Origin of the sequence: Streptomyces sp. NBC_00250 (genome assembly GCF_036192275.1) — a bacterium.
Lineage (GTDB): Bacteria > Actinomycetota > Actinomycetes > Streptomycetales > Streptomycetaceae > Streptomyces.
Genome location: NZ_CP108088.1, coordinates 5,105,642 through 5,131,013 on the forward strand (window position 1 = coordinate 5,105,642; position 25,372 = coordinate 5,131,013).

Sequence of the window (25,372 nt, forward strand, 5' to 3'; positions counted from 1 at the left end):
GCGCAGGCCCGTGGGAGGAGTGGCCGGCGCCGTCGTGGCGCTGGTGTTGGTGGTGCTGAGCGGGTGTACGGGGTCGAAGTCGGGTGTGGTGGAAGGTGGTTCGGGGAGCGCGGGGAGCGCGGGGAATGCGGGGAATGCGGGCGCCTCGGCGTCGGTCGGCAAGGGTCAGGTGGCGACTCCGGATCCAGGACTGTTCGGGGCGCCGCCCGAGATCCCGTCCGCGCCGGGACTGCCCGGCTGGGCGCACAGTCTGGGCTTCGCGCGGGACGGCAGTGGATTCGCGCTGCTCGCCTCGTGTGTGACCGACCCGGCGGTTCCGGCGAACGGCTTCTGTCGGCAGTACGTGGCCGTGCGGGACGCCGGGGCGAGGGAATGGGTGCTGCGGAGGTCACCGCTGCCGCAGGTGGCGGGGACGGAGGGCATATCGGCGAACCTGCTGCCCCTCGGCCCCGGCCGGGCGCTCGTCGAGGAGGGCGCGCGGACCTGGTTCACGAAGGACGGCGGGCGCAACTGGCGGGCGGGCGACCGGCGTACGGTCGGGACGACCCAGGAGATACCCGCCGGGGCGGTGCTCGACACCGACTGTGCCGTGCCCTCCGAGGCCCTGCCGGACGACTGCGAGCGGCACCGTCTCGTGGTGGTGTCGCCGCAGGACGGGCGACGCCGGGCGCTGGCCCGGATGCCCTTGCTGGGGGCACATCCACGCCCCCAGGAGCAGCCGGAGCCCGACGGCTCCTGGTGGGTCTCGGGCACGGACCCGCTGTCGGGGCGGGCGGCGGTCGCCGTCTCCCGGGACGGGGGGCGTGGTTGGACGGTCAGCCGGCTGCCGAGTCCCACCACAAGGCCCGGATGGCACACGGCGGTGGCGGTGGGCAGGGACGCGGTGTACGCGGCGGAGATGGGGGAGTTGGCGGACGGTGAGCCCGTCAAGAACCCGATGCGGGCACTGCACCGTTCCGTGGACGGGGGCAGGACCTGGCAGCGGATGTGGACGACGGGGCCGAGCGAGCAGCCTCGCAGCCTGCTCGGCCTGCCGGTCCCGGGCCCCGGTGGCCGGGTGGAGATCGGCACGGAGCTTTCGGGGTACGAGAGCGGGGACGGCGGCCGTACGTTCGTCCGGCTCGGCGACGGGACGCATCACACCCGGCGCACCCCGCTGGGCCTGCTGCGTGAGGCGTCGCGCTGCCAGTACGCGCTGACCCTGGACGGGGTGCGCTGGTCGGAGTTCCAGCTGGCCTGCGAGGACCCGGTCGGTGACTGACCGGAAGGCTCGCGGCGGTCGCTCCGGGGCATGTACGACCTCGACCCGACCCGACCCGGCCGGGCGCGAACCGGCGGACACGGCCGAGACGGTCCCTAGTGGTGGAAGGAGGTCTCCGCACTCTTGTCGTGGGTGAGCGGATGGGACTGGCGCCGCAGCTCGGGCAGCAGTCGGCCCAGGTCCTCGATGAGGAGCCCGGCCAGGTCGGCGGAGAAGCCGTTGCGGCAGACCACGCGCAGGACGGACAGGTCCTCGCGGTTCGCGGGGAAGGTGTAGGCGGGGACGAGCCAGCCCCGTTCGCGGAGCCGGCGGGAGACGTCGAAGACGTCGAAGGAGGTGACGTCGGGGGCGGTGGTGAAGGCGAAGACGGGCAGTTGGTCACCGCGGGTCAGGAGCCGGAAGTCGCCCATGGCCTCGATCCGTTCGGCGAGGCCGCGGGCGATGTCCCGGGAGGTCTGCTGCACCGCCCGGTAGCCCTCCCGGCCGAGCCTGAGGAACGTGTAGTACTGCGCGACGACCTGGGCGCCCGGCCGGGAGAAGTTGAGGGCAAAGGTGGGCATGTCGCCGCCCAGGTAGTTGACGCGGAAGACGAGCTCCTCGGGGAGTTCGGCGGGCGAGCGCCACAGGGCCCAGCCGACGCCCGGGTAGACCAGTCCGTACTTGTGACCGGAGGTGTTGATGGAGGAGACGCGGGGCAGCCGGAAGTCCCACACGAGGCCGTCGTCGAGGAAGGGGGCGACCATGGCGCCGGAGGCGCCGTCGACGTGGACGGGGATGTCGAGACCGGTGCGTTCCTGGAGGGCGTCCAGAGCGGCGCAGATCTCGGCGACGGGTTCGTAGGAGCCGTCGAAGGTCGAGCCGAGGACGGCGACGACGCCGATGGTGTTCTCGTCGCAGAGCGCTGCGGCGGACTCGGCGTCGAGGTGGAAGCGGTCGCCCTCCATGGGGACGAGCCGGGGCTCGACCTCCCAGAAATTGCAGAACTTGTCCCAGCAGACCTGGACGTTGGCGCCCATGACCAGGTTGGGGCGGGCGGTGCCCGGGTAGCGGTCGGCGTTCCGCATGGTCCAGCGGCGCTTGAGGGCCATGCCGGCGAGCATGCAGGCCTCGCTGGAGCCGGTGGTGGAACAGCCGACGGCCGTGGCCGGGTCCGGGGCGTTCCACAGGTCGGCGAGCATGGCGACGCAGCGGCGTTCCAGTTCGGCGGTGCGCGGGTACTCGTCCTTGTCGATCATGTTCTTGTCGCGGCACTCGCCCATCAGGACCCCGGCCTGGGGCTCCATCCAGGTGGTGACGAAGGTGGCGAGGTTGAGCCGGGAGTTGCCGTCGAGCATCAGCTCGTCGTGGACGAGCTGGTAGGCGTTGGCCGGGGGCAGCGGGCCGTCGGGCATCCGGTGGCGGGGCGGGGCCTCGGTCATGCCGCCGACCGGGTCGGCGGCACCGAAGAAGGGGTTGAGCGCGAGTCGGCGTTCGGGCTCGGAGGGGGAGGCGGTGGGCCCCTGGTGGAGCGGCGGCATGGGGGACTCCTTCTGTCGGGTGGGGAGAGCCGGCGGGGTGGTCGTCTCCGAGGGGGCGGGGTCAGCGCAGGGAGTCGCCCTGTTCGTCGAGTTCGAGCTGGGGGCGGCCGGTGACGATCAGCCAGGCGGGGAGGGAGGCGAGACAGAGCAGGCCGAGTACCGCGGGGGAGGGGGCGAGGACGGCGCCGGTGAAGAGGCTGATCCAGCCCTGTCGGGTGGTGGCGAGCAGGACGCCGAGGACGGCGGAGGAGACGGCGATCGCCGGATGGACCTCGGGGACGAGGGCCTGGGCGAGCAGCCCGAAGGCGGCGCCGATGAAGACCGCGGGGAAGATCCGGCCGCCCCGGAAGCCGCAGGAGGCGGCGACGAGGAGGGCGAAGAGCTTGACGACGGCCAGTCTGGCCAGTTCGCCCGAGGACCAGCTGCCGATCGAGGAGGTGAGTTCCTTGACCTGATCCAGGCCCTTGAAGAGGGTCAGGGGTCCGCCGAGGGCGCCCAGGAGGCCGAGGACGAGACCGCCGAGGGGCAGCATCAGCATGGGGTGGCGCAGCCGCCGGAAGGCGGCGTGGAAGTAGGGGAAGAGGTAGCAGGAGGCGAGGCCGAAGAGGGCCGCCGCGGAGGCGATCACCAGGGCGGCGAGGAGGTCGCCCCAGCCGGGGTCGGTGAGCGGCGGGATGTCCATGTCGAAGGTGGGGTCGGCGAGCAGCTGGGTGGTCACCGACCCGGCGCCGGCGGCGACGAGCGGGGCGAAGAGCCGCTGCCAGAGGGAGCCGCGCCCCGGCGTGCCGGCGAGGGCTTCGGAGATGACGAGGGCGGCGGCCACCGGCGTACCGAAGAGGGCGCCGATGGTGGCGGACGAGGCGAGGGCGACCCAGGCGGCGCCCGGAACGGCGGGCGCGACCTTGCGGCCGAGCCAGTAGGCGAGGGCGATGTTCGACGCGATGATCGGGTTCTCGGGGCCGAGGCTGACTCCGCCGGCGAGCGCGAGGGCGCTCGCGAGGAGGAGGCCGGGTACGACTCCCGGGGCGAGCGGCGTCCCGCCGAGGCCCATGGACGCCGGGTCGGGGCCGGCGTGTCCGGGGACCTTCCAGACGACGAGGCCCACCGCGATGCCCGCCGCCGTGAGCATGCTGATGATCCAGAGGGAGGAGTAGCCGCCGATGCCGAGGGCGTCGGGCAGGTCGTCCCAGAGGACGCCCTCGAACTCATCCGCGAGGGCGCTGATCCCCAGGAGCAGCAGGCTCGCCCCCACCCCGACCAAGAGCGAGGGCAGCACCTGCGGAAGCAGCACCCGCAGCGAGGCCTCGTCGGCGGAGGATGACGGAGCGGGCTGACCGGGCGAAGCATCATCGGTGGCCACTGGCCCACCATAAGTGAGCAAATGCCGCACAACATCCCGAAATTCGAGTCGAACGGACTTGCACCTCACGTCACGTCAGGCCCGAGGCTGACACGCGTACCGAGAGAAAGGGCGGACGGCCGATGGGCTACTCCGTGGGACAGGTCTCCGGCTTCGCCGGGGTCACGGTGCGGACCCTGCACCACTACGACGCGATCGGACTGCTCTCCCCGAGCGGCCGCAGCACGGCGGGCCACCGCCGCTACGACGACGCGGACCTCGACCGGCTCCAGCAGATCCTGTTCTACCGGGAGCTCGGCTTCCCCCTCGAAGAGGTCGCCGTCCTCCTCGACGACCCGCACGCCGACCCACAGGCGCACCTGCGGCGGCAGCACGCGCTGCTGACCGAGCGGATCGGCGAGCTGAAGAGGATGGCGGCGGCCGTCGAGCACGCCATGGAGGCGAAGAAGATGGGCATCAACCTCACCCCCGAGGAGAAGTTCGAGGTCTTCGGGGACAAGGACCCCGAGCGGTACGCGGAGGAGTCCGCCCGCCGCTGGGGCGGCACCCACTCCCACGAACTGGCCCAGGCCAGGGCCGCCGGCTACACGAAGGACGACTGGCAGCGGATGAAGGACGAGGTGGACGTCTGGGGCGCCGCCTACGCCGACCTCATGGAAGAGGGCCTGACCCCGGAGTCGGAGGAGGCGATGGACCTCGCCGAGGCCCACCGCCGCCACATCACCACCTGGTTCTTCGAGTGCCACCCGAAGACCCATGCGGAGCTCGCCGGGATGTACGTCGCCGACGAGAACTTCCACGCCTTCTACGACTCGATCCACCCGGGCCTTCCCGAGCACCTCCATGCCGCCGTCCGGGCGAACGCGGCACGCCTGGCGCCCTGACCCGAAGGCCCACCGGCCGGCTCACGCGCGCGGTGCGATCACCACCGCCGTGCCGTAGGCGCACACCTCCGTGCCCACGTCCGCCGCTTCCGTCACGTCGAAGCGGAACATCAGCACGGCGTTCGCGCCGCGCGCCTTAGCCTGCTCCACCAGGCGTTCCATCGCCTGGTTGCGGGTCTCCACCAGCGTCTTCGTCAGGCCCTTCAGCTCCCCGCCGATCATCGACTTGAGCCCCGCGCCGATCTGGCTGCCCAGATGGCGGGAGCGGACGGTGAGCCCGAAGACCTCACCGATCACCTGCCGGACCTCGAAACCCGGCACGTCGTTCGTCGTCACGACCAGCACATCGGGGTGCGGCCCCTGGCCGCCTCCGAACTCCTCGATGCCCATCGGCATACACCTCCTGAACCCCCAGCCTCGGGGGAGCGGGCCCTGTCCGCATCCCGTGGGCCCCGGGTGGAACCGGTCGCGTTCAGTTCACGTTGATAGCTTGGGGCCAGCCGTCCCCCATGCCCCCACCGACCGCAGGAGCCCGGAACCCGTGAACACGCTTGCCCTCGGACCGAGCTGGCTGGACCCGGACCATCTGATTCAGACCTTTGGTCCGATCGGTGTCCTGGTCATCGTCTTCGCCGAGTCCGGACTCCTCATCGGGTTCTTCCTCCCCGGTGACTCGCTGCTCTTCACCACCGGCCTGCTGATCACCACCAACAAGCTGGACATGCCGCTGTGGCTGATGTGCATGCTGATCGTGGCCGCGGCGGTCCTCGGTGACCAGGTCGGATACCTCTTCGGGCGGAAGGTCGGCCCGTCCCTCTTCAAGCGCCCCGACTCCAAGCTCTTCAAGCAGGAGAACGTCGAGAAGGCCCACGAGTTCTTCGAGAAGCACGGCCCGAAGTCGCTGATCCTGGCCCGCTTCGTCCCCATCGTGCGGACGTTCACGCCGATCATCGCCGGCGTCAGCCGCATGAACTACCGCCTGTTCATCACGTTCAACATCATCGGCGGCGTCCTGTGGGGCGCGGGTGTGACCATCCTCGGCGCCCTCCTCGGCAAGATCGACTTCGTGCACCAGCACATCGAGCTGATCCTCGTCGGGATCGTCCTGATCTCCGTCGTACCGATCGTGATCGAGGTCCTGAGGTCCCGCTCCCAGTCGAAGAAGGCGCAGTCCAAGGGCGGCGACCACGACGCCCCCGGGACCCCGAACCCCCAGGGCCCCCGCGGCCGCCACGCCAAGCGCTGACGCCCCACCGGCACCGGGATCACCGCAGCAGCTAGAAGCCCCTGGTCCGCTTGGCCGCACGACGGGCCGCGGCGGCGCCGGGGGCCTGCATGAAGAGGCGGGCCAGCTCGCCTCCCAGGTTCACGCCGATCGCGATCGCCAGGGCCAGGGCCGCCGCCTTCGCAAGGGAGGCGAAGCCCTGGTCCAGGTTGTTCTGCGCGATCGCGAGCACCCCGAAGTACGTCGCCGAACCGGGCAGCAGCGGGCCGATCGCCGCCGTCACGTACGGCAGCGACGAGGTGTGCTCGTAGCGGGCGATCAGCTGGCCGAAAAGGCCCACCAGACCCGCCGCCACCGCCGTCGCCATGACCGTCGACCCGTCCGCGGTCACCGCTATCGACGCGTAGATCACCCAGGCCACTCCGCCGTTCAGCGTCGCGAAGAGCACCGTCGCCCGCGACTGCTGCAACAGGATCGCGAAGGTCGCGCACAGCACCATCGACGCCAGGATCTGCGTCACCGGCCGTTCGACCGCCGTCAGCGCCCCCTCGGGGTTCAGCTGCGCGTCGAACTGCACCGCGATGTACAGCACCGACAGCACGCCCACCACGATCGCGACGAAGAAGTACGCGACCTCCAGGAGCCGGGCCGACGCCGTGATGTAGAAGCCGGTCAGACCGTCCTGCACGGCCGCCACGAGCGCCCGCCCCGGGATCAGCGCGAACAGGCCACCGGTGATCACCGCCGACGGCCGCAGATCCGCGTGGAGCATCGTCAGGAGCACGCCCATCGCCGCCGGCGGCATCGCCGCCACCAGGAACTGGTAGAACTCCGGCAGCCCGCGCCCCGCGCACAGCCACGCCAGCCGGTCGCCGAGCACCGCGCCCAGCGCCGCCACGAAGAACACCGTCGGACCGCCGCCGAGCAGCACCGAGGCCGCACCGGCGAGCACGCCCGCCGCCGCCGTCAGGACCCACCCGGGATACGGGTGCCGGTTGCGCCGTATCTCCGCGAGCCGCCCGTACGCCTCCTCGGGCGTCACCTCGTGCGCCCGCGCGTTGATGTCGGCGAGCAGCGTGTACACCGCCGCGAGCCGCGTGTAGTCCGTGCCCCGTCGCCGTACCGTCCGGTTCGCCGTGATCGGATCGTCGACGAGCGACGGCTGGTACGTGACGGACAACAGCGTGAACGTCACCGTCGGCTCGACCCGGTCCAGACCGTACGAGCGGCAGATCACGAACATCGCCGCCTCGACGTCCTCCGCGCCCTCCCCGCCCGCGAGCAGCAGCTCGCCGATGCGCAGCGTCAGGTCGAGCACCCGCGGCACCGAGGGACCGCTCTCGTCCTCCTTGCGCGGCGCCTCGGGTACCGGCCGCTCACCCACCGGCAGCCGCAGCATGGTCCGCATCCGGTCCTGCCACGGCGCGTTCTGCGGGAGCCGCACCAGGGGCACCCCGTACGCCGGGGTGAAGGCGGGTGGCGCGTTCTTGGCCGAGTAGGTGGCCGGCGGCGCGAACGCCGAACCCTCCTGCTCGGCCGACGGCTCCGTCGTCAGTCCCGGCGGAAGGGCGAACTCGGAGGTCGGATGCTCCTCCTCGGACGGTGCGGGCTGCTCCACCCCGGCCGGCGGCACGAAAGCGCTCCGCGCCTCGTCCGACACCGGCTTCCGGTCCTCCGGAGCTCCCTCGGGACCGTCCTTCGAGCCGTCCGGCTCCGCCACCACTCTGTCCGCCTCACTCCCTGGGAACCGTGAATTCCAGTATGAGTGTGCGACGGACGTGCGAAAGGCGGTGCACCCAACGGGTGCACCGCCTTCACACGCTCAGAACAGAACCGGCTCAGTGGCCGCCCTGCTCCTTGGCGCGCGCGTACGACTTCTCGATCTCTTCCTCGGCCTCGGCGCGACCGACCCAGTCCGCACCCTCGACCGACTTGCCCGGCTCCAGGTCCTTGTAGACCTCGAAGAAGTGCTGGATCTCCAGGCGGTCGAACTCCGCCACGTGGTGGATGTCCCGCAGGTGCTCCATGCGCGGGTCCGTGGCCGGGACGCACAGCAGCTTGTCGTCGCCGCCCGCCTCGTCCGTCATACGGAACATGCCGATGGCGCGGCACTTGATCAGGCAGCCCGGGAAGGTGGGCTCGTCGAGGATGACGAGCGCGTCCAGCGGGTCGCCGTCCTCACCGAGGGTGTTCTCGACGTAGCCGTAGTCGGTCGGGTAGGCCGTCGACGTGAACAGGCGACGGTCCAGGCGGATGCGACCCGTCTCGTGGTCGACCTCGTACTTGTTCCTCGATCCCTTGGGGATCTCGATGAGAACGTCGAACTCCACGGGTGGCTCCTCCTGAATCAACACAAGTGAATGCTCGCGACGACGCGCGGTGATTAAGTGTCCCTCACGCACGTGTGTGATCGCGAAAGGGGCTGGTCAGCAATGCCCGAGCCGAGGATGTGGCAGCTCACGGCGGGCTCCGCTGCCCTCGGACTGGCCCTGGCCGCCGTGGCGGTGACCTCGGCCGGGCCGTGGGACTCGGGTCAGCGTACGGCCGAGCGGGCCCGCGCCGCCGCCCCGACGACGGGTGGCGCGCGTCACGCCCCGCCCCCCGCGCCCGCCCCGCCCCGCCGGCCGGCACCCGCCCCGAGCGCCCCCGGCGTCCTCACCGCCCTCCACGCCCCGGCCCCCGCCGGACGCCCCGCGGACCTCGCCGCCCGCCTCGTACCGCTCCTCGCCGACCCCGGCCTCGGCCCCCTGCGCACCGCCTCCGTCGTCGACACCACCACCGGCAGGCAGCTGTACGGCGAGGGCGCCGGCACCCCCATGCCCCCCGCCTCCACGGTCAAGATCGCCACCGCCGCGGCCGCACTCTCCGCCCTCGGACCCGACCACCGCATCGCGACCACCGTCACCGAGGCCCCCGACGGCCGGACCGTCACCCTCACCGGCGGCGGCGACCCCACGCTCGACCCGGCCCGCCTCAAGGCCCTCGCCGCCGACACCGCCCGCGCCCTCACCGCCCGCGGCCACACCTCCGTACGCCTCACGTACGACGCGAACCTCTACCCGGGCCCCACGCTCCACCCCATCGGCCCCAATGAGAACATCGCCCCCGTCGTCGCCCTCATGACCGACGAAGGACGCCTCGACGACAGCGAGAGCGGCCCCGCGCCCCGCACCGGCGACCCGGCGGGCGACACCGCCACCGCCTTCGCCGGCCACCTCACCGCGGCCGGGATCAAGGTCACCGGCGACCCGGCCCCCGGCCGCACCCCGAAGGCCGCCCCCCTCGCCCGTACGTACTCCGCACCCCTCGCAGACCTCGTCGAGCACACCCTCACCCACAGCGACAACGACCTCGCCGAAGCCCTCGCCCGGCAGACCGCCCTCGCCCGGAAGCAGCCCGCGAGCTTCGACGGCGCGAGCAAGGCCGTACGGGACGAACTCTCCCGGCTCGGCCTCCCCGTCGCCGGCGCCCGCTTCGCCGACGGCAGTGGACTCGACCGCCGCGACCGCGTCTCCGCCGCCCTCCTCACCGGACTCCTCACCCGAGCGGCCGACCCCGCCCGCCCCGCCCTGCGCCCGCTCCTCACCGGACTGCCCGTCGGCGGCTTCACCGGCACCCTCGCCGGCCGCTTCGACACCGCACCCGCCACCGCGGGCGCCGGACTCGTCCGCGCCAAGACCGGCACCCTGACGGGCGTCAACACCCTCGCCGGGACCGTCGTCACCGCCGACGGACGCCTCCTCGCCTTCGCGTTCCTCGCCGGAGCCACCTTCTCCCCGTACGAGGCACAGCCCGCCCTCGACCGCCTCTCCGCCGCCCTCGCCGGCCAGGACTGACCAGGCACCCGCCCCGCGCCGCCCCCGCCCCGACCCGAACGGAAGCCGTCCCGAACCCGCACCGAACAGGCTTCGAGACCGTACGGTTGACGCATGACGAGCATCGGTGGCGCAGGCACATCCGGGATGGTCGACTGGAACCTCGCGGTCGCGACCGCGACCCGCCTCGTGCGGCCCGGACCCGAAGTCAGCCGCGACGAGGCCCGCGAGGTCGTCGCCGAACTCCGCAGGCACGCCAAGGCCTCGGAGGAACACGTCCGCGCCTACACCCGGATGATCCCCGAAGGCATGGAGCCCCACGACACGCCCGTCCTCGTCGTCGATCGGGCCGGCTGGATCAAGGCCAACGTCGCAGGCTTCCGCGAGCTCCTCACCCCCCTCCTCGGCAAGATGCAGGACCGCCGGTCGGGCAACGCGGGCAGCGCCGTCCTCGGCGCCGTCGGCGGCAAGGTCACCGGCGTCGAACTCGGCATGCTGCTGTCGTTCCTGGCCTCCCGCATCCTCGGCCAGTACGAGACCTTCGCCCCCGCCACCCGCGAGCTCCCCGCCGGAGCCAACGGCGGCGGACGCCTCCTCCTCGTCGCGCCCAACATCGTCCACGTCGAACGCGAACTCGAGGTCGACCCGCACGACTTCCGGCTCTGGGTCTGCCTCCACGAGGAGACCCACCGCACCCAGTTCACCGCCGTCCCCTGGCTGCGCGACCACCTCCAGGGCGAAATCCAGTCGTTCCTCTCCGCCACCGACGTCGACCCCGGCACCGTCGTCGAACGCCTCCGCGAAGCCGCCCAGACCCTCGCCGGCGGCCGCCCCGAAGCCGAGGAGGGCGAGCCCGCCCCCTCCCTCGTCGAACTCGTCCAGACCCCCGAGCAGCGCGAGATCCTCGGCCGCCTCACCGCCGTCATGTCCCTCCTCGAAGGCCACGCCGACTACGTCATGGACGGCGTCGGACCCCAGGTCGTGCCCTCCGTCGCCGAGATCCGCGAGAAGTTCCAGCAGCGCCGCGCACGCGGCGCCTCCCGCCTCGACCTCGCCCTGCGCAAGCTCCTCGGCCTCGACGCCAAACTCCGCCAGTACCGCGACGGCGAGCGCTTCGTCCGCGCCGTCGTCGACCAGGTCGGCATGGACGGTTTCAACCGCGTGTGGACCTCCCCCAACACGCTCCCCACCAAGACCGAGATCGCCGCCCCCGCCGAGTGGATCGCGAGGGTGCACCGTAAGGCAGACTCGTGAGACTGGTGCGGCACACGGCACAGCAACACGTCGGAACACCCCACCAATCACCCATCCGAGGGACCCTGGGCATGGGGTGAGGCGTGCAATGCTCGGGTAACGGCCGGGTTTCTGTCACCATCGACGCACTCTGAGTGACCGAACCCCCCTTTCCGACCGTTAAGACTCCGACCGAGGCACCCCACCCCATTCACGAAGGGCACCGGACATGGGTCCCCATCCTGCGGTCGCGGCGATACGCCTGGCGGTCCGCCGCGTACTCCACGACGTTCTCACCGAGCACCAGACCGACCCCGCCCCCGCACGCGACGCACACACCCCCCTCGTGCTCGTCGCCTGCTCCGGAGGCGCCGACTCGATGGCGCTCGCCTCCGCCCTCGCCTTCGAGGCCCGCAAGCTTCCCGTGCGCGCCGGCGGCATCACCGTCGACCACGGACTCCAGGACGGCTCCGACACCCGCGCCGGCGAGGTCGCCGGACGCATGACCGCCCTCGGCCTCACCCCCGCCGAGGCCGTCGCCGTCACCGTCGGCCGCGAAGGAGGACCCGAAGCCGCCGCACGCGACGCGCGGTACGCGGCGCTCGACGCCGCCGCCGAGCGCCACGGAGCCGCCGCGATCCTCCTCGGCCACACCCGCGACGACCAAGCGGAGACCGTCCTGCTCGGGCTCGCCCGCGGCTCCGGCATCCGCTCGCTCTCCGGCATGGCCGCGATCTCCGGTGCCTCCGGCCGCTACCGGCGCCCCTTCCTCCAGCTCGACCGCCAGACCGTCCGCAAGGCCTGCGTCGCACAGGAACTCGCCGTCTGGGACGACCCCCACAACAGCGACCCCGCCTACACCCGCTCACGCCTCCGCCACGAGGGCCTCCCCGCCCTGGAGAAGGCCCTCGGCAAGGGCGTCGTCGAAGCCCTCGCCCGAACGGCCCAGCTGTCCCGCGACGACGCCGACGCCCTCGACACCTGGGCCGCAGACGCCGAGACCCGCGTACGCGACGAGGCGGGCGCCCTCGAATGCGCCAAGCTCTTCGGGCTGCCCCCCGCCGTACGCCGCCGCGTCCTGCGCCGCGCCGTCATCGCCGAGGGCGCGCCCGCCGGCTCCCTCTTCGCCCGGCACATCGAAGAAGTCGACCGGCTCATCACCGGCTGGCGCGGCCAGGGGGCCATCAACCTGCCCGGCCGCGTCGAAGCCCGCCGCCAGGGTGGCAGACTGGTCATCCGGCAAGGCTGACGCACGCTGCAACGAAAGTGACCCGGGTGAACGAGAAGGACATGGGCACCGACCTCCAGTCGGTGCTCATCACCAAGGAAGAGATCGACGCCAAGCTGGCAGAGCTGGCCGCGAAGATCGACGCGGAATACGCGGGCAAGGACCTGCTCATCGTCGGCGTCCTCAAGGGCGCGGTGATGGTGATGGCGGATCTGGCTCGCGCCCTTTCCACCCCCGTCACCATGGACTGGATGGCCGTGTCCTCCTACGGCGCCGGCACCCAGTCCTCGGGCGTCGTCAGGATCCTCAAGGACCTCGACACCGACATCAAGGGCAAGCACGTCCTGATCGTCGAGGACATCATCGACTCCGGCCTGACCCTGTCCTGGCTGCTGTCGAACCTCGGCTCGCGCGAGCCCGCCTCCCTGGAGGTGTGCACGCTGCTGCGCAAGCCCGAGGCCGCGAAGGTCGCGATCGACGTCAAGTGGATCGGTTTCGACATCCCCAACGAGTTCGTCGTGGGCTACGGCCTCGACTATGCCGAGAAGTACCGGAACCTTCCGTTCGTCGGCACGCTCGCCCCGCACGTCTACGGCGGCTGACAGCCCACGCTGACAGTCCCGTCGTACGGGGAACCACGACCGCCTTCCCCCCGTTGAACCACGGGAAGGCGGTCGCGGGCGACGATGCTGAGGTACCGTCCGAAGAACAGCTTTTTCATACAGCAGCTCACACAGCAGCATTTTCCTACGGGCAGGAGGGACGGGGCGTTCTCGCTCCGTATGGATGGACGTGAAGCGATACTTCCGTGGGCCGGTCATGTGGATCGTGCTGGCCGTCCTCGCCGTGGTCGTGCTGATGCAGGTCGTCGGCTCGTCCGAGGGCTACAAGACGGTGGACACCGGCAAGGTCGTCCAGGCGATCGACAAGAACCAGGTCAAGCAGGCAAAGATCACCACCGGTGACGAGCAGATCGTCAAGATCGAACTCGTCGACGGCCAGAAGATCGACAACAGCAGCAAGGTCCAGGCCAGCTACATCGGCACCCAGGGCGCCGACCTCGCCGACAAGCTGCAGGAGAAGTTCGAGGCCGGGCAGATCGAGAAGGGCTACACCGTCTCGCCGACGAAGCAGTCGCCCTTCGTCTCGATCCTGCTCTCCCTCCTCCCCTTCGTCCTCATCGTGGTCGTCTTCCTCTTCCTGATGAACCAGATGCAGGGCGGCGGCTCCCGCGTCATGCAGTTCGGCAAGTCCAAGGCCAAGCTCATCACCAAGGACACGCCGAAGACCACCTTCGCCGACGTCGCGGGCTCGGACGAGGCCGTCGAGGAACTCCACGAGATCAAGGAATTCCTCCAGGAGCCGGCGAAGTTCCAGGCCGTCGGCGCCAAGATCCCCAAGGGCGTCCTGCTCTACGGCCCGCCCGGAACCGGCAAGACGCTCCTCGCGCGCGCCGTCGCCGGTGAGGCCGGGGTGCCGTTCTACTCGATCTCCGGTTCCGACTTCGTCGAGATGTTCGTCGGTGTCGGTGCCTCCCGGGTCCGTGACCTCTTCGAGCAGGCCAAGGCCAACGCGCCCGCCATCGTCTTCGTCGACGAGATCGACGCCGTCGGACGCCACCGCGGTGCCGGCCTCGGCGGCGGCCACGACGAGCGCGAGCAGACGCTCAACCAGCTCCTCGTCGAGATGGACGGCTTCGACGTGAAGGGCGGCGTCATCCTGATCGCCGCCACGAACCGGCCCGACATCCTCGACCCGGCCCTCCTGCGCCCCGGACGGTTCGACCGGCAGATCGCCGTCGACCGACCGGACATGCTGGGCCGTCTGGAGATCCTCAAGGTCCACCAGAAGGGCAAGCCGGTCGCTCCGGACGTCGACCTCGGCGCCGTCGCCCGACGCACCCCCGGCTTCACCGGCGCGGACCTCTCCAACGTCCTCAACGAGGCGGCGCTCCTCACCGCGCGCGGCGATCAGAAGCTGATCGACAACCACGCGCTCGACGAGGCGATCGACCGTGTGGTCGCGGGCCCGCAGAAGCGGACCCGGATCATGTCGGACAAGGAGAAGAAGATCACCGCGTACCACGAGGGCGGCCACGCCCTCGTCGCGGCGGCCCTGCCGAACTCCGACCCCGTCCACAAGATCACCATCCTGTCCCGCGGCCGTGCCCTGGGCTACACGATGGTCCTGCCGGACGAGGACAAGTACTCCACCACCCGCAACGAGATGCTCGACCAGCTGGCCTACATGCTGGGCGGGCGCGCGGCCGAGGAGCTCGTCTTCCACGACCCGACCACGGGCGCGGCCAACGACATCGAGAAGGCCACGGCCACCGCGCGAGCGATGGTCACGCAGTACGGCATGACCGAGCGTCTGGGCGCGATCAAGTTCGGCGGCGACAACACCGAGCCGTTCCTCGGGCGCGAGATGTCGCACCCGCGGGACTACTCGGAAGAGGTCGCCGCGCTGGTCGACGAAGAGGTCAAGAAGCTCATCGAGACCGCGCACAACGAGGCCTGGGAGATCCTCGTCGAGAACCGCGACGTTCTCGACAACCTGGTCCTCGCCCTCCTGGAGAAGGAGACGCTGGGCAAGGAGGAGATCGCCGAGATCTTCACCCCCATCGTCAAGCGCCCGGCCCGCCCGGCCTGGACCGGCTCCTCCCGCCGTACCCCGTCCACGCGTCCGCCGGTGCTCTCCCCCAAGGAGCTCGCCCTGACGAACACGGCGAACGGCTCGGCGGCCCCGACGGTCGACACCACGAAGGGCATCGACATCGCCCCGGTGGACACCCCGGAGGACTGACCGTCCCGACCCCCGGAATGGCTGCCGCGCCCCCACAGGTTTTAGCCTGTGGGGGCGCGGCTTTTCCGCGCACATCAGTCAGACGGAACGAGGCACAGAGATGACCGACCCGGTGACGCTGGACGGCGAGGGCACGATCGGCGATTTCGACGAGAAGCGCGCCGAGGCGGCCGTACGCGAGCTCCTCATCGCGGTCGGCGAGGACCCGGACCGCGAGGGGCTCAGGGAGACGCCGGCGCGGGTGGCGCGGGCGTACAAGGAACTGTTCGCGGGGCTGTGGCAGAAGCCTGAGGACGTCCTGACGACGACGTTCGACCTGGGACACGACGAAATGGTCCTCGTGAAAGATATCGAACTGACGTCCCAATGTGAGCATCATTTGCTCCCATTCCATGGCGTAGCTCACATTGGGTATATTCCGGCTGAATCGGGCAAGATTACCGGACTGTCCAAGCTGGCTCGCCTCGTGGACGTCTTCGCCCGGCGTCCGCAGGTACAGGAGCGCCTGACGACGCAGATCGCCGACTCGCTGATGCGCATCCTCGATGCCCGTGGCGCGATCGTCGTCATCGAGGCCGAGCACATGTGCATGGCTCTGCGTGGGGTCCGGAAGCCGGGCGCGAAGACGACCACCTCGGCGGTACGTGGTCAACTTCGTGACGCTACTACGCGCGCTGAGGCTATGTCCCTGATATTGGCCCGTTAGTAGCGGGCTGTCCGCCTTGCTCCCTACCGTCCCCGATCAGTGGAGTTGATCGCTGATCAAGGGGGATCGGTATGGGGTACGGGCCGACCAGCAAGATGCTGGTGAACCTGGTGGACGGCTGTGTCCAGGCGAAGAACGTGATTCCGGGCAGCACCATGTGGACGCTGGACGGGGACCGGACGGTGCAGACCACGGTCGTGGACGTGGCGGCGGTGAAGGCGCGTGCCGCCGTCGACGTGGTCACGGACCATATGACGTTCTCAGCCAGTCCGGATCTGCTGCTGGCCACGCCGGACGGCTGGACGCACGCGGCGGACGTGGCGGGGAAGACGGTCGCCTGGACGCACGCGCGGAAGCTGTGCCGGGAGCGGCTGACGATCCGGCCAGGGTACGAGTTCGGCTACTTCGTCGGCGCCGGGGCGGCCGCTTGTCGAGCAGCCAGTGGTGTTCATGGGGTCGGAGGGCGAGCGCGGTGTGGTCGCCGGGAACCTGTCCGACTTCCTGTGGGTGCTGGCCGACGGCTTCGGGCCGATGGAGGCCGCTCTGTACGTGGAGCGGGGGGCGCGCCCGGATGCGGACCTGGCCGATCTGGCCGGGCGGTACGCGACCACGCCGCGCCGGGGCGCTCGGGAGATCGTCAGCGAGGCGCAGGCCGAGTTCGCGAGCTTCTCCGAGGACCTCGACGAGCTCTGCCGCTGAGCGTGGGAGTCCTCGCCGGTCGGGGAGCTAGACCCGGGCCTTGCCCGGGCCCTCGTCGTCGTCCTCCGGGAGCTTGCAGACGCGCTCCAGGAAGAGGGCGGCGGCGATGACGGCCAGGCCGGCCAGGACCGCGAAGGCGGCGTAGAGGGCCTGGTCGCGGCGGGCCGGGACGTCGAGGGAGCCGAGGAGGAAGACGCCCGTGCCGCCGTACATGCCGGCGACGAGGGCGGCCACCAGGGCGCTCGCCTGGCCGAAGACCACCGCGCGGGCCGCCATCAGCGGTTCGACGCCCTTGGCGCCGGGGCGGCGCTCGCGCTGTGCCTTGAGGCGGGCGCGGATCGAGAGGGCGGTCGCCGTGAGCACGACCGCGATCACAGCGAGGACGATGGGCGCGGCGATCGGCACGCTGGGGAGGGTGCCGACCGCGTCCCAGAGCCGTGCGGCGCCCCAGGAGAGGATTCCGGCCACGAGGAACAGTCCGGCGAGCACCTTGAGCCGCAGTTGTTTCACCGGATGTCCTTCGCGTGGTCGTCGGTCGTGGTCGGGTCGGTCTGCCACGAAGCGTAACGACTACTCGGGCAGACGGAGTTCCAGGTCGGCGCGGCGTGCGACGCCTTCGCTGCCGAGGGTGGCGAGGAGCTCGGCGACGGGGCCGTGGCCGGGGATCCGGGCCTCGGGGTCCACGTCGTGCCAGGGGGCGAGGACGAAGGCGCGCTGGTGGGCTCGGGGGTGCGGGAGGGTGAGGACGGGGTCCTCGGAGACCACGTCCGCGTAGGCGACGATGTCGACGTCGATGGTGCGGGCGCCCCAGCGCTCCTCGCGGACGCGGTGGAAGGCCTCCTCGACTGCGTGGGCCCGCTCCAGGAGGGAGGAGGGCGGCAGGGTCGTCTTCAGGAGCGCGACGGCGTTGAGGTACGAGGGCTGGGTGCCGGGCTCGACGCCCCAGGGCTCCGTCTCGTACACGGGGGAGACGGCCTTGACCCGGAGGCCGGGGGTGTCCGCGAGGGCGTCGACGGCCCCCTGGAGGGTCTCCAGGCGGTTGCCGAGGTTGGCGCCGAGGGCCACGACGGCCCAGCGGGGGTTGGACAGCGTCGTGTCGGCGGCGTCGACGGTCTCGACGACGGAGGCCGGTACGGGCTGGACGGTGGGGTCGCTCTGTGTCGGCTTCATCGTCGGCTCCGGGTGATCGTGATGGTCACGTCGTCGAAGGGCACGGTGATGGGTGCGTCCGGCTTGTGGACGACGACTTCCACCTCCTGTACCCCGGCGTGGCTGAGGCATTGCTGGGCGATGCGCTCGGCGAGGGTTTCGATGAGGTCGACGGGCTCGCCCTGGACGACGTCGACGACCTCTTCGGCGACGATCCCGTAGTGCACGGTCTTCGTCAGGTCGTCGTCGGCGGCCGCCGGGCGGGTGTCCAGGCCGAGGACCAGGTCCACGATGAAGGTCTGGCCCTCCTCGCGCTCCTTGGGGAAGACGCCGTGGTGGCCCCGGGCCTTGAGGCCGCGCAGCGCGACACGATCCACGCGAATCACTCCTGCTGTCGTAGTTCGGTGGCCACGCAGCCGGGTGCGGACGGCCGGGTGTCCAGCATCGAATCTACCTGCGGGGACCGACAGCGCTTGCCCTCGGGGCCGTGGGCGGGTCAGGGGAGGGGGTTCAGGCCTCGTTCGTACCGGGGTCGCCGTCCTCGTTCTCCTCGGTCTCCGTAAGGACGGGAGAGGCGTGGTGGGACCAGATCTTCCAGCCGTCGGATGTGTGGCGGAACACATTGGTGGCGACGACGAGCTGGCCGACGAGGGGTCCCAGTTCGGCGCCGTCCTCGGCGGGGCCGCCGCTGAGGATGTTCTCGGTGCAGGTGACGACGGCGGTGCGGCCGGCGAGGGAGATCTTGAGGTCGGTGAGGAAGAACTGGATGTACTCGGTGTTCGCCATGATCAGCGCGTACGAGCGGAGCACCTCGCCGCGGCCGGTGAGGACGGGCCAGCCGGGGTGGACGCAGGTGATGGGGGTGGCCCCGTCGTCGAGCCAGAGGTCCGAGACGCGCTCGAAGTCGCCGGTCTCCATCGCTTCGTAGAAGGCGGTGTTGGCGGCTTCGACGGCCGCCGCGTCGGTGCTGCGGCTCACGCGGCTCCCTCGACGGCGCGGGCGACCCGTACGGCGTCGGCGGTGGCCCGGACCTCGTGGACGCGGACGGCCCACGCGCCCGCGTGGGCGGCGAGGGCGGAGACGGCGGCGGTGGCGGCGTCGCGTTCGCGGGCGGGCGGCGGGGCGGCGCCCTCGTGGGCGAGGACGTGGCCGAGGAAGCGTTTGCGGGAGGCGGCGACCAGGAGGGGGCGGCCGAGGGCGCGGAGCTCGGGGAGGTGGGCGACGAGGGCGAGGTCGTGGGGGGCGAGCTTGGCGAAGCCGAGGCCCGGGTCGACGACGATGCGCTCGGGGTCGATGCCGCCGTCGACGACGGCTTCCAGGCGGGTGCGGAGTTCGCCGACGACCTCGGTGACGACGTCGTCGTAGACGGCGAGGCTGTTCATGTCCTGGCTGAATCCGCGCCAGTGCATGACGACGAAGGGGACTTCGGCGGCGGCGACGGCGGGGACCATGCCGGGGTCGGCGAGCCCGCCGCTGACGTCGTTGACGAGGAGGGCGCCGGCTTCGACGGCGCGGGCGGCGACACTGGCGCGCATGGTGTCGACGGAGACGGTGACGCCTTCGGCGGCGAGGCCGCGGACGACGGGGACGACGCGGCGGAGTTCTTCCTCCTCGTCGACGCGGCTGGCGCCGGGCCGGGTGGACTCGCCGCCGACGTCGATGAGGTCGGCGCCCTCGGCGGCGAGTTCGAGGCCGTGTTTGACGGCGGCCGTGGTGTCGAACCAGCGGCCGCCGTCGGAGAAGGAATCGGGGGTCACGTTGACCACGCCCATGACCGCGCAGCGGTCCCACTCCGGCAGGCCCCGGGCCGTACCCCGGTCGATCGTCGTACTCATGTGTCCAGCGTAGGGCCCAGGGGGGTGATCAGGCCGCGCGGATCTCGCGCTCCGTCGCCGCGGGGACGATGTGGGCGCAGGGGCGGCGAGCCGGGGCGGGGCGCCTGCGGGTGAAGGGGCGGGGCAGGGCGAAGTTCACGAAGCCTTCGGCCTGCATGGCGGCGAAGCCGATGCGGGGGAGGTCGCGGCTCTTGCGGTAGACGACGAAGCGGGGTTCCCAGCGGGGCTGGAACTTGGCGTTGAACTTGTAGAGCGACTCGATCTGGAACCAGCGGGAGAGGAAGACGAGGAGTCCGCGCCAGACGCGCAGGACGGGTCCGGCGCCGATCTTCTCGCCGCGGGCGAGGGCCGAGCGGAACATGGCGAAGTTGAGGGACACGCGCGCGATGCCGAGGACGGGGGAGGCCTGGAGGGCGGCGACGATGAGGAGCTCGTTCATGCCGGGGTCGGCGGATCGGTCGCGGCGCATGAGTTCGAGGGACATGCCGTCGGGGCCCCAGGGGACCAGGTGGATGATCGCCTTGAGGTCGCCGTAGGCGGAGTCCGGGGCGTCGTCCGCGTCGGTCTTGTGGGCGGTCGCTATGACGGCGTCGCCGTCGCCGGGGGCGCCGATGCGGCCGAGGGCCATGGAGAAGCCGCGCTCGGTGTCGGTGCCGCGCCAGTCGGCGGCGGCGCGGCGGACCTGTTCGAGTTCGGCTTCGTCGAGGTCACGGACGCGGCGGACCTGGGTGGTGTAACCGTTGCGTTCGATGCGCTTGACCATCTGGCGGACGTTGCGCATGGCCCGTCCGGAGAGGGAGAAATCCGCGACGTCGACGACCGCCTCGTCGCCGAGTTCGAGGGCGTCGAGGCCGGTCTCGCGGGTCCAGACCTGGCCGCCGGTCTCGGAGCAGCCCATGACGGCGGGGGTCCAGGAGTGGGCCTTGGCCTCGTCCATGAAGCGTTCGATGGCGCCGGGCCAGGCCTCGACGTCGCCGATGGGGTCGCCGCTGGCGAGCATGACGCCGGAGACGACGCGGTAGCAGACGGCGGCCTTTCCGCTGGGGGAGAAGACGACGCCCTTGTCGCTGCGGAGCGCGAAGTGGCCGAGGGAGTCGCGGCCGCCGTGCTGGTCGAGGAGGGCGCGGAGCCGGACCTCGTCCTCGTCGGTGAGGCGGGCGGCGGGGTGCTCGGGGCGGAAGGCGAGGTAGATGGTGGTGAGGGCGGTGAGCATGCCGAGGGCGCCGAGGGAGTAGCCGACGGTCCAGTCCACGCCGTTGCTGTAGCCGACGGGGCCTTCGATTCCGAAGAGTCCGTACAGGACGTGTTCGAGGCGGTCGGCGAGGCTGGGGCTGCCGATGACGCGGCGCGGGTGGGCGCTGACGATGACGAGGCCGAGGGCGATGGATCCGGCGCCCATGACGACGAAGTTGGCGAGTGCGCGCCAGCGGCTGCGGGGGTCGGGCAGGGCGGCGAACTCGCCTCGATGGCGCAGGAGGAGCGTGAGGAGTACGAGGGAGAGGAGGGCGCCGAGGACGGAGTGGCGCCAGACGAACTGGGCGACGGCGCCGACGGGGAGGAGGACGACGGCGGCGCGCCAGGCGCGGCGCTTGTGCCGCTTGAGGCCGTGGGCGAGGAGCAGCAGGAGGACGCCGGCGCTGAGGGAGAGGGCGGCGGAGAGGGGGCCGAGGGTGCCCGGGAGGACCTCCGCCATGGCGTGCATCCGGCTGGCGCGGAAGCGGGGGAAGACGCCGGCGGCGATGTCGATGAGGCCGATCAGGGTGCAGGCGGTGCCGACGAGCGTGGGGACCTTCTCCGGGCGGGGGCCGCGGAGAATCCGGCGTACCCGAACCGGAACCAATCCTGATTTGTCCCCATCTACTGTGACAGACATGGCTTCCCGTGCTTCCCGTGGTCCTGCGAAGGGTCCTTGACTCCGGTCGGGCCCTGCGGCGCGTTCGGCGGGCCGTTCCGGTTGGTGCGCCTTCTAGGACGGAGTCGTGCGGGGTCGGGTTCATCGGTTCACAGGAAATTCTCGGAAAGAAGGCTCGGTCGTCGCATGGGTCTCACCAGCAACAAAGTTCTCGTGGTGGCGGTCGTGCTGGCCGTGGCGCTGTTCTTCGCCACGGTCTGGTTCTGGCCGCGGCTCGCGCGTCGTGGCTGGCGGGCCGTGGTGGGGCGGGTCGGGCTGCTGCTCGTGACGCAGGTGGCGCTGTTCGCGGCCGTCGGCCTGGCGGCGAACCGGTCCTTCCTCTTCTACGGTTCGTGGGCCGACCTGTTCGGGCAGGAGCAGGACATGGGTGTGGTCGTCGACCACGCGGGCGGTTCGAAGGACCTGCGGGTGGTGGGGAAGCAGGGGCTCGACGTGCCCGGCGGCGGCCGTCCGTCGGTCGCCGGCCAGATACAGAAGGTCGTGGTGGCGGGGGAGCGGTCCAAGATCGCCTCGTCGGCCTATGTGTACCTGCCGCCGGAGTACTTCCAGGAGCGGTACGCGAAGCGCACCTTCCCGGCCGCGGTGGTGCTGACGGGCTATCCGGGCACGGCCGAGAACCTGATCAAGGGGCTGAAGTACCCGAAGACGGCGTACCTCCAGGCGAAGGAGGGGCGGATGCAGCCGATGATCCTGGTGATGCTCCGGCCGACGGTGGCCCCGCCGCGGGACACCGAGTGCGTGGACATTCCGGGTGGTCCGCAGACGGAGACCTTCTTCGCCGAGGACCTGCCGAAGGCCGTCTCGGAGACGTACCGGGTGGGCACGAAACCCCGTAACTGGGGGTTCATGGGGAACTCCACGGGCGGGTACTGCGCGCTGAAGATCGCTCTGCACCACCCGGACCGGTTCGCCGCGGGGGCGGGGTTCTCCGCGTACTACCGGGCGGCGGAGGACGTGACGACGGGCGATCTCTTCCACGGGGACGACCGGCTGCGCAAGCGGGGCGACCTGCTGTGGAGCCTGGACCACGGCCGGCAGGGCGACTCGTCGTTCCTGGTGACGACGTCGAAGCAGGGCGAGGGCAACCGCCGGGGCACGCTCGACTTCATCAAGAGGGTGAAGAGCCCGGCGAAGGTCTCGTCGATCACGCTGGAGAGCGGCGGCCACAACTTCAACACGTGGAACCGGGAGATCCCGCCGGGGCTGGTCTGGATGAGCGGCAAGCTCAGCGCGACCTGAGCCTCGCTCAGGAAGCCGGGGCCGACGCCCGGCGCAGGGCGCGGTGGACGCCCTCAGGGGTGAGGACGCCGAGGGGTCGGCCGTCGTCGCCGGTGACCGTGAGCCGGCCCGTGTCGTGCTGGAGGAGCACGGCGAGGGCGTCCTTGAGCGAGGTCCCGAGCGGGACGGGTTCCGGGGCGCCGTTCCGGCTCGCGGGCTTTTCCAGGGCCGCGGGACTTCCCGCCGGTACGGGTTCGAGGTCGGCCTCGGTGACGGGCGTGACCGCCAGCCGCTTCAGGCCCCGGTCGCTGCCGACGAAGTCAGCGACGTACGGGGTGGCGGGGGAGCCGAGGACGGTCGCCGGGGTGTCGAACTGCTCGATGCGGCCCTGTCCGTAGACGGCCATGCGGTCGCCCATCCGGACGGCCTCCTCGATGTCGTGGGTGACGAGGAGGACGGTTTTGCGGACGGTGGCCTGGAGGGCGAGGAACTCGTTCTGGAGGCGCTCGCGGACCACGGGGTCGACGGCGCCGAACGGTTCGTCCATGAGGAGGACCGGCGGGTCCGCGGCGAGGGCGCGGGCCACGCCGACGCGCTGGCGCTGACCGCCGGAGAGCTGCGCGGGGTAGCGGGAGCCGTAGACGGCCGGGTCGAGGCCGACGAGGTCGAGGAGTTCGGCGGCACGCGCGCGTGCGGCGGCCTTCTTCCAGCCGAGGAGGGCGGGGACGGTCGCGGTGTTGTCGAGGACCGTGCGGTGGGGGAAGAGCCCGACCTGCTGGATGACGTAGCCGATCTTGCGGCGCAGGGCGACGGGGTCGACGTCGGCGATGTCCTCGCCGTCGACGAGGACGCGGCCGGAGGTCGGTTCGACGAGCCGGTTCACCATCATCATCGTGGTCGTCTTGCCGCAGCCGGACGGCCCGACCAGGGTGACGAGTTCGCCCTCCGCCACCTCGAAGGAGAGGTCGTCGACGGCGGTGGTGCCGTCCGCGTACCGCTTGGTCACGTGCTCGAACCGGATCATGGTTCCCCATTCTGGCCCCTGGATGCCGGGGGTGTGTGAAGGGCGTGTTGCCGCATTGTGGCGGGTCTCGGGGATTGTCGGTGGCGGGGGTTAGGGTCGTCAGACATGCGTTCGGAAGATCGGCGACCCGGGGGGAGGGACGGATGAGCGCACCGAACTGTCTGGTCACGAACGACTGGATCTGCGGTGAGTATCTGCGCACGCGCTCCCAGGAGTTGACGGACGCCACCCTCCAGCATGTGGGAATCACGGTCGCGTCCGTGCTGATCGCGCTCGCCGTCGCGGTGCCGCTCGCGCTGCTCGTCCGGGCCCGGCCCCGGTTCGCGGGACCCGTCCTCGGACTGACCACCCTGCTCTACACGGTGCCGTCGCTCGCCATGTTCTCGCTGCTGCTGCCCGTCTTCGGGCTCTCGTCGGCGCTCGTGGTGACCGGCCTCGTGCTGTACGCCCTGACGATCCTCGTGCGGAACACGCTCGCGGGGCTCGCGGCCGTGCCCGCCGAGACCCGGGAGGCCGCCCGGGGCATGGGGTACGGCTCGCTGCGGCTCCTGTGGCAGGTCGAACTGCCGCTGGCGCTCCCGGTGCTGATGGCGGGGATACGGATGGCGACGGTCTCCACGATCGCGCTGACGACGGTCGGTTCGGTCGTCGGCCGCGGCGGCCTCGGCAATCTCATCGAGGACGCGCTGCCCACCTTCTTCAAGGCGCAGATGCTCGCCGCCTCCGTGCTGTGCGTGCTGCTCGCCGTCGCCGCCGACCTGTTGCTCCTGGGACTCCAGCGGCTGCTGACGCCGTGGACCCGGATACGGACCGCGCCGGGAGGTGGGTGAGATGGGCGTCGTGACGGAAGCCTGGGGCTGGCTCACCACCGGCGCGCACTGGACGGGCGAGGAGGGCATCGGGCAGCGGCTCGCCGAGCACGTGTACGTGAGCGGGGCGGCGCTGCTGATAGCAGGGGCGCTCGCGCTGCCGCTGGGGCTGTGGCTCGGCCACCTCGGCAAGGGCGGGACGCTCGCGGTGAACGTGTCGAACGTGGGGCGGGCGATCCCCGTCTTCGCGGTCCTCGCCCTGTTCATGGTGTCGCCCCTGCGGAACGCCGGATACGTGCCGACGGTCGTGGCGCTCGTCCTGTTCGCGATACCGCCGCTCCTCACCAACGCGTACGTGGGGATGCGGGAGGTGGACCGGGCCGCGGTACGGGCGGCGCGGGGCATGGGAATGACGGGCGGCCAGCTCTTCCGGAAGGTCGAACTCCCGCTGGCCCGGCCGGTGGTGATGACCGGGGTGCGCTCGGCCGCGGTGCAGGTGGTGGCCACGGCGACGGTCGCGGCGATGGTCGGCCAGGGCGGCCTGGGCCGGATCATCACGGCCGGCTTCGCCACGTACGACACGGCGCAGGTCGTCGCGGGCGCGGTGCTCGTGGCGCTGCTGGCCCTGCTGGTGGAGGGCGTCCTCGTGGCCGCCGACCGCCTCCTCGCGCGGACGCGCGGGTTGTGAACTT

24 protein-coding genes and 1 pseudogene are annotated in these 25,372 nt (G+C 71.3%); 13 read left to right on the forward strand and 12 right to left on the reverse strand.

Annotation, left to right across the window (positions count from 1 at the left end):
- Positions 1 to 169: 169 nt before the first annotated feature.
- Entirely contained in the window at positions 170 to 1,261 is a 1,092-nt protein-coding gene (locus OG259_RS23210) for a sialidase family protein (RefSeq protein ID WP_328944009.1), read from the forward strand.
- A 95-nt stretch (positions 1,262 to 1,356) separates the two neighbouring features.
- Here the strand turns inward: OG259_RS23210 and OG259_RS23215 are convergent, their stop codons facing one another.
- Together OG259_RS23215 and OG259_RS23220 are read right to left on the reverse strand one after the other, a co-directional pair.
- Positions 1,357 to 2,778, reverse strand: a complete 1,422-nt coding sequence (locus tag OG259_RS23215; RefSeq protein WP_328944010.1) for a glutamate decarboxylase — start codon at positions 2,776 to 2,778, stop codon at positions 1,357 to 1,359.
- Between the two features lie 61 nt (positions 2,779 to 2,839).
- Positions 2,840 to 4,138, reverse strand: coding sequence for an ion channel protein (locus OG259_RS23220; protein ID WP_328944011.1), 1,299 nt, complete (start codon positions 4,136 to 4,138; stop codon positions 2,840 to 2,842).
- Positions 4,139 to 4,260: 122 nt separating this feature from the next.
- Between OG259_RS23220 and OG259_RS23225 the strand changes: the two genes are divergently transcribed.
- Entirely contained in the window at positions 4,261 to 5,022 is a 762-nt protein-coding gene (locus OG259_RS23225) for a MerR family transcriptional regulator (protein ID WP_328944012.1), read from the forward strand.
- A gap of 21 nt (positions 5,023 to 5,043) precedes the next feature.
- Here the strand turns inward: OG259_RS23225 and OG259_RS23230 are convergent, their stop codons facing one another.
- Positions 5,044 to 5,412 (reverse strand): YbjQ family protein, encoded by a 369-nt coding sequence (locus OG259_RS23230; RefSeq protein WP_328944013.1) that lies wholly within the window; start codon positions 5,410 to 5,412, stop codon positions 5,044 to 5,046.
- A 151-nt stretch (positions 5,413 to 5,563) separates the two neighbouring features.
- Between OG259_RS23230 and OG259_RS23235 the strand changes: the two genes are divergently transcribed.
- Positions 5,564 to 6,268 carry a DedA family protein gene (locus OG259_RS23235; RefSeq protein ID WP_328944014.1) on the forward strand — a complete coding sequence of 235 codons (705 nt, stop codon included), beginning with the start codon at positions 5,564 to 5,566 and terminating at the stop codon, positions 6,266 to 6,268.
- Positions 6,269 to 6,299: 31 nt separating this feature from the next.
- On the opposite strand, the gene OG259_RS23240 is transcribed toward OG259_RS23235, so the two are convergent.
- Positions 6,300 to 7,970: a threonine/serine ThrE exporter family protein gene (locus OG259_RS23240; protein WP_328944015.1), complete on the reverse strand. Its 1,671-nt coding sequence runs from the start codon at positions 7,968 to 7,970 to the stop codon at positions 6,300 to 6,302.
- A gap of 115 nt (positions 7,971 to 8,085) precedes the next feature.
- A complete protein-coding gene (locus OG259_RS23245; protein WP_024758444.1) occupies positions 8,086 to 8,577 on the reverse strand; it encodes an inorganic diphosphatase in 492 nt (163 codons plus the stop codon).
- Positions 8,578 to 8,679: 102 nt separating this feature from the next.
- On the opposite strand from OG259_RS23245, the gene dacB reads away from it, so the two are divergent.
- The 7 genes and pseudogenes from dacB to OG259_RS23280 form a co-directional block, all read left to right on the forward strand.
- Entirely contained in the window at positions 8,680 to 10,083 is a 1,404-nt protein-coding gene (gene dacB, locus OG259_RS23250) for a D-alanyl-D-alanine carboxypeptidase/D-alanyl-D-alanine endopeptidase (RefSeq protein ID WP_328944016.1), read from the forward strand.
- Positions 10,084 to 10,176: 93 nt separating this feature from the next.
- Positions 10,177 to 11,316 carry a zinc-dependent metalloprotease gene (locus OG259_RS23255; RefSeq protein ID WP_328944017.1) on the forward strand — a complete coding sequence of 380 codons (1,140 nt, stop codon included), beginning with the start codon at positions 10,177 to 10,179 and terminating at the stop codon, positions 11,314 to 11,316.
- 208 nt (positions 11,317 to 11,524) lie between these two features.
- Complete coding sequence (tilS, locus tag OG259_RS23260; protein WP_266893305.1) at positions 11,525 to 12,544, forward strand: tRNA lysidine(34) synthetase TilS; 1,020 nt, start codon at positions 11,525 to 11,527, stop codon at positions 12,542 to 12,544.
- A 41-nt stretch (positions 12,545 to 12,585) separates the two neighbouring features.
- Positions 12,586 to 13,125, forward strand: a complete 540-nt coding sequence (hpt, locus tag OG259_RS23265; RefSeq protein WP_030219931.1) for a hypoxanthine phosphoribosyltransferase — start codon at positions 12,586 to 12,588, stop codon at positions 13,123 to 13,125.
- A 184-nt stretch (positions 13,126 to 13,309) separates the two neighbouring features.
- Complete coding sequence (ftsH, locus tag OG259_RS23270; RefSeq protein ID WP_328944018.1) at positions 13,310 to 15,328, forward strand: ATP-dependent zinc metalloprotease FtsH; 2,019 nt, start codon at positions 13,310 to 13,312, stop codon at positions 15,326 to 15,328.
- Positions 15,329 to 15,428: 100 nt separating this feature from the next.
- Entirely contained in the window at positions 15,429 to 16,034 is a 606-nt protein-coding gene (gene folE / locus OG259_RS23275; RefSeq protein WP_328944019.1) for a GTP cyclohydrolase I FolE, read from the forward strand.
- A gap of 414 nt (positions 16,035 to 16,448) precedes the next feature.
- Positions 16,449 to 16,733 (forward strand): annotated as a pseudogene (locus OG259_RS23280) (SMI1/KNR4 family protein); the annotation flags it as partial.
- A 27-nt stretch (positions 16,734 to 16,760) separates the two neighbouring features.
- Here OG259_RS23280 and OG259_RS23285 read toward each other — a convergent pair.
- From OG259_RS23285 to OG259_RS23310, 6 genes are all read right to left on the reverse strand, one after another.
- A complete protein-coding gene (locus tag OG259_RS23285; RefSeq protein ID WP_328944020.1) occupies positions 16,761 to 17,243 on the reverse strand; it encodes a DUF3180 domain-containing protein in 483 nt (160 codons plus the stop codon).
- A 60-nt stretch (positions 17,244 to 17,303) separates the two neighbouring features.
- A complete protein-coding gene (folK, locus tag OG259_RS23290; RefSeq protein WP_328944021.1) occupies positions 17,304 to 17,903 on the reverse strand; it encodes a 2-amino-4-hydroxy-6-hydroxymethyldihydropteridine diphosphokinase in 600 nt (199 codons plus the stop codon).
- Positions 17,900 to 18,259, reverse strand: coding sequence for a dihydroneopterin aldolase (gene folB / locus OG259_RS23295; RefSeq protein WP_056569486.1), 360 nt, complete (start codon positions 18,257 to 18,259; stop codon positions 17,900 to 17,902). Before folB ends, folK begins: the two co-directional genes overlap by 4 nt.
- A gap of 133 nt (positions 18,260 to 18,392) precedes the next feature.
- The gene (locus tag OG259_RS23300; protein ID WP_328944022.1) at positions 18,393 to 18,860 is read right to left on the reverse strand and encodes a nuclear transport factor 2 family protein; all 468 of its coding nucleotides are present in this window, start codon (positions 18,858 to 18,860) and stop codon (positions 18,393 to 18,395) included.
- On the reverse strand, positions 18,857 to 19,717 hold the full coding sequence (gene folP / locus OG259_RS23305) for a dihydropteroate synthase (RefSeq protein WP_328944023.1): 861 nt from the start codon (positions 19,715 to 19,717) through the stop codon (positions 18,857 to 18,859). The genes OG259_RS23300 and folP overlap by 4 nt, the downstream gene beginning before the upstream one ends.
- A gap of 28 nt (positions 19,718 to 19,745) precedes the next feature.
- Positions 19,746 to 21,590 carry a phosphatidylglycerol lysyltransferase domain-containing protein gene (locus OG259_RS23310; protein WP_328944024.1) on the reverse strand — a complete coding sequence of 615 codons (1,845 nt, stop codon included), beginning with the start codon at positions 21,588 to 21,590 and terminating at the stop codon, positions 19,746 to 19,748.
- A gap of 165 nt (positions 21,591 to 21,755) precedes the next feature.
- Between OG259_RS23310 and OG259_RS23315 the strand changes: the two genes are divergently transcribed.
- Positions 21,756 to 22,868, forward strand: a complete 1,113-nt coding sequence (locus OG259_RS23315) for an alpha/beta hydrolase (RefSeq protein ID WP_328944025.1) — start codon at positions 21,756 to 21,758, stop codon at positions 22,866 to 22,868.
- Between the two features lie 7 nt (positions 22,869 to 22,875).
- Here the strand turns inward: OG259_RS23315 and OG259_RS23320 are convergent, their stop codons facing one another.
- A complete protein-coding gene (locus OG259_RS23320; RefSeq protein ID WP_328944026.1) occupies positions 22,876 to 23,871 on the reverse strand; it encodes an ABC transporter ATP-binding protein in 996 nt (331 codons plus the stop codon).
- Between the two features lie 143 nt (positions 23,872 to 24,014).
- Here OG259_RS23320 and OG259_RS23325 point away from each other — a divergent pair, with 143 nt between their 5' ends.
- A complete protein-coding gene (locus OG259_RS23325) occupies positions 24,015 to 24,701 on the forward strand; it encodes an ABC transporter permease (protein ID WP_328944027.1) in 687 nt (228 codons plus the stop codon).
- Between the two features lies 1 nt (position 24,702).
- Positions 24,703 to 25,368, forward strand: coding sequence for an ABC transporter permease (locus OG259_RS23330; RefSeq protein WP_328944028.1), 666 nt, complete (start codon positions 24,703 to 24,705; stop codon positions 25,366 to 25,368).
- Positions 25,369 to 25,372: the final 4 nt, after the last annotated feature.

Coding starts and splice junctions, on each gene's coding strand:
- OG259_RS23215 (WP_328944010.1), bottom strand. CDS start 2,778: ATGCCGCCGCTCCACCAGGGGCCCACCGCCTCCCCCTCCGAGCCCGAA.
- OG259_RS23225 (WP_328944012.1), top strand. CDS start 4,261: ATGGGCTACTCCGTGGGACAGGTCTCCGGCTTCGCCGGGGTCACGGTG.
- OG259_RS23230 (WP_328944013.1), bottom strand. CDS start 5,412: ATGGGCATCGAGGAGTTCGGAGGCGGCCAGGGGCCGCACCCCGATGTG.
- dacB (WP_328944016.1), top strand. CDS start 8,680: ATGCCCGAGCCGAGGATGTGGCAGCTCACGGCGGGCTCCGCTGCCCTC.
- OG259_RS23255 (WP_328944017.1), top strand. CDS start 10,177: ATGACGAGCATCGGTGGCGCAGGCACATCCGGGATGGTCGACTGGAAC.
- tilS (WP_266893305.1), top strand. CDS start 11,525: ATGGGTCCCCATCCTGCGGTCGCGGCGATACGCCTGGCGGTCCGCCGC.
- hpt (WP_030219931.1), top strand. CDS start 12,586: ATGGGCACCGACCTCCAGTCGGTGCTCATCACCAAGGAAGAGATCGAC.
- ftsH (WP_328944018.1), top strand. CDS start 13,310: ATGGACGTGAAGCGATACTTCCGTGGGCCGGTCATGTGGATCGTGCTG.
- folE (WP_328944019.1), top strand. CDS start 15,429: ATGACCGACCCGGTGACGCTGGACGGCGAGGGCACGATCGGCGATTTC.
- folK (WP_328944021.1), bottom strand. CDS start 17,903: ATGAAGCCGACACAGAGCGACCCCACCGTCCAGCCCGTACCGGCCTCC.
- folP (WP_328944023.1), bottom strand. CDS start 19,717: ATGAGTACGACGATCGACCGGGGTACGGCCCGGGGCCTGCCGGAGTGG.
- OG259_RS23310 (WP_328944024.1), bottom strand. CDS start 21,590: ATGTCTGTCACAGTAGATGGGGACAAATCAGGATTGGTTCCGGTTCGG.
- OG259_RS23315 (WP_328944025.1), top strand. CDS start 21,756: ATGGGTCTCACCAGCAACAAAGTTCTCGTGGTGGCGGTCGTGCTGGCC.
- OG259_RS23320 (WP_328944026.1), bottom strand. CDS start 23,871: ATGATCCGGTTCGAGCACGTGACCAAGCGGTACGCGGACGGCACCACC.
- OG259_RS23325 (WP_328944027.1), top strand. CDS start 24,015: ATGAGCGCACCGAACTGTCTGGTCACGAACGACTGGATCTGCGGTGAG.
- OG259_RS23330 (WP_328944028.1), top strand. CDS start 24,703: ATGGGCGTCGTGACGGAAGCCTGGGGCTGGCTCACCACCGGCGCGCAC.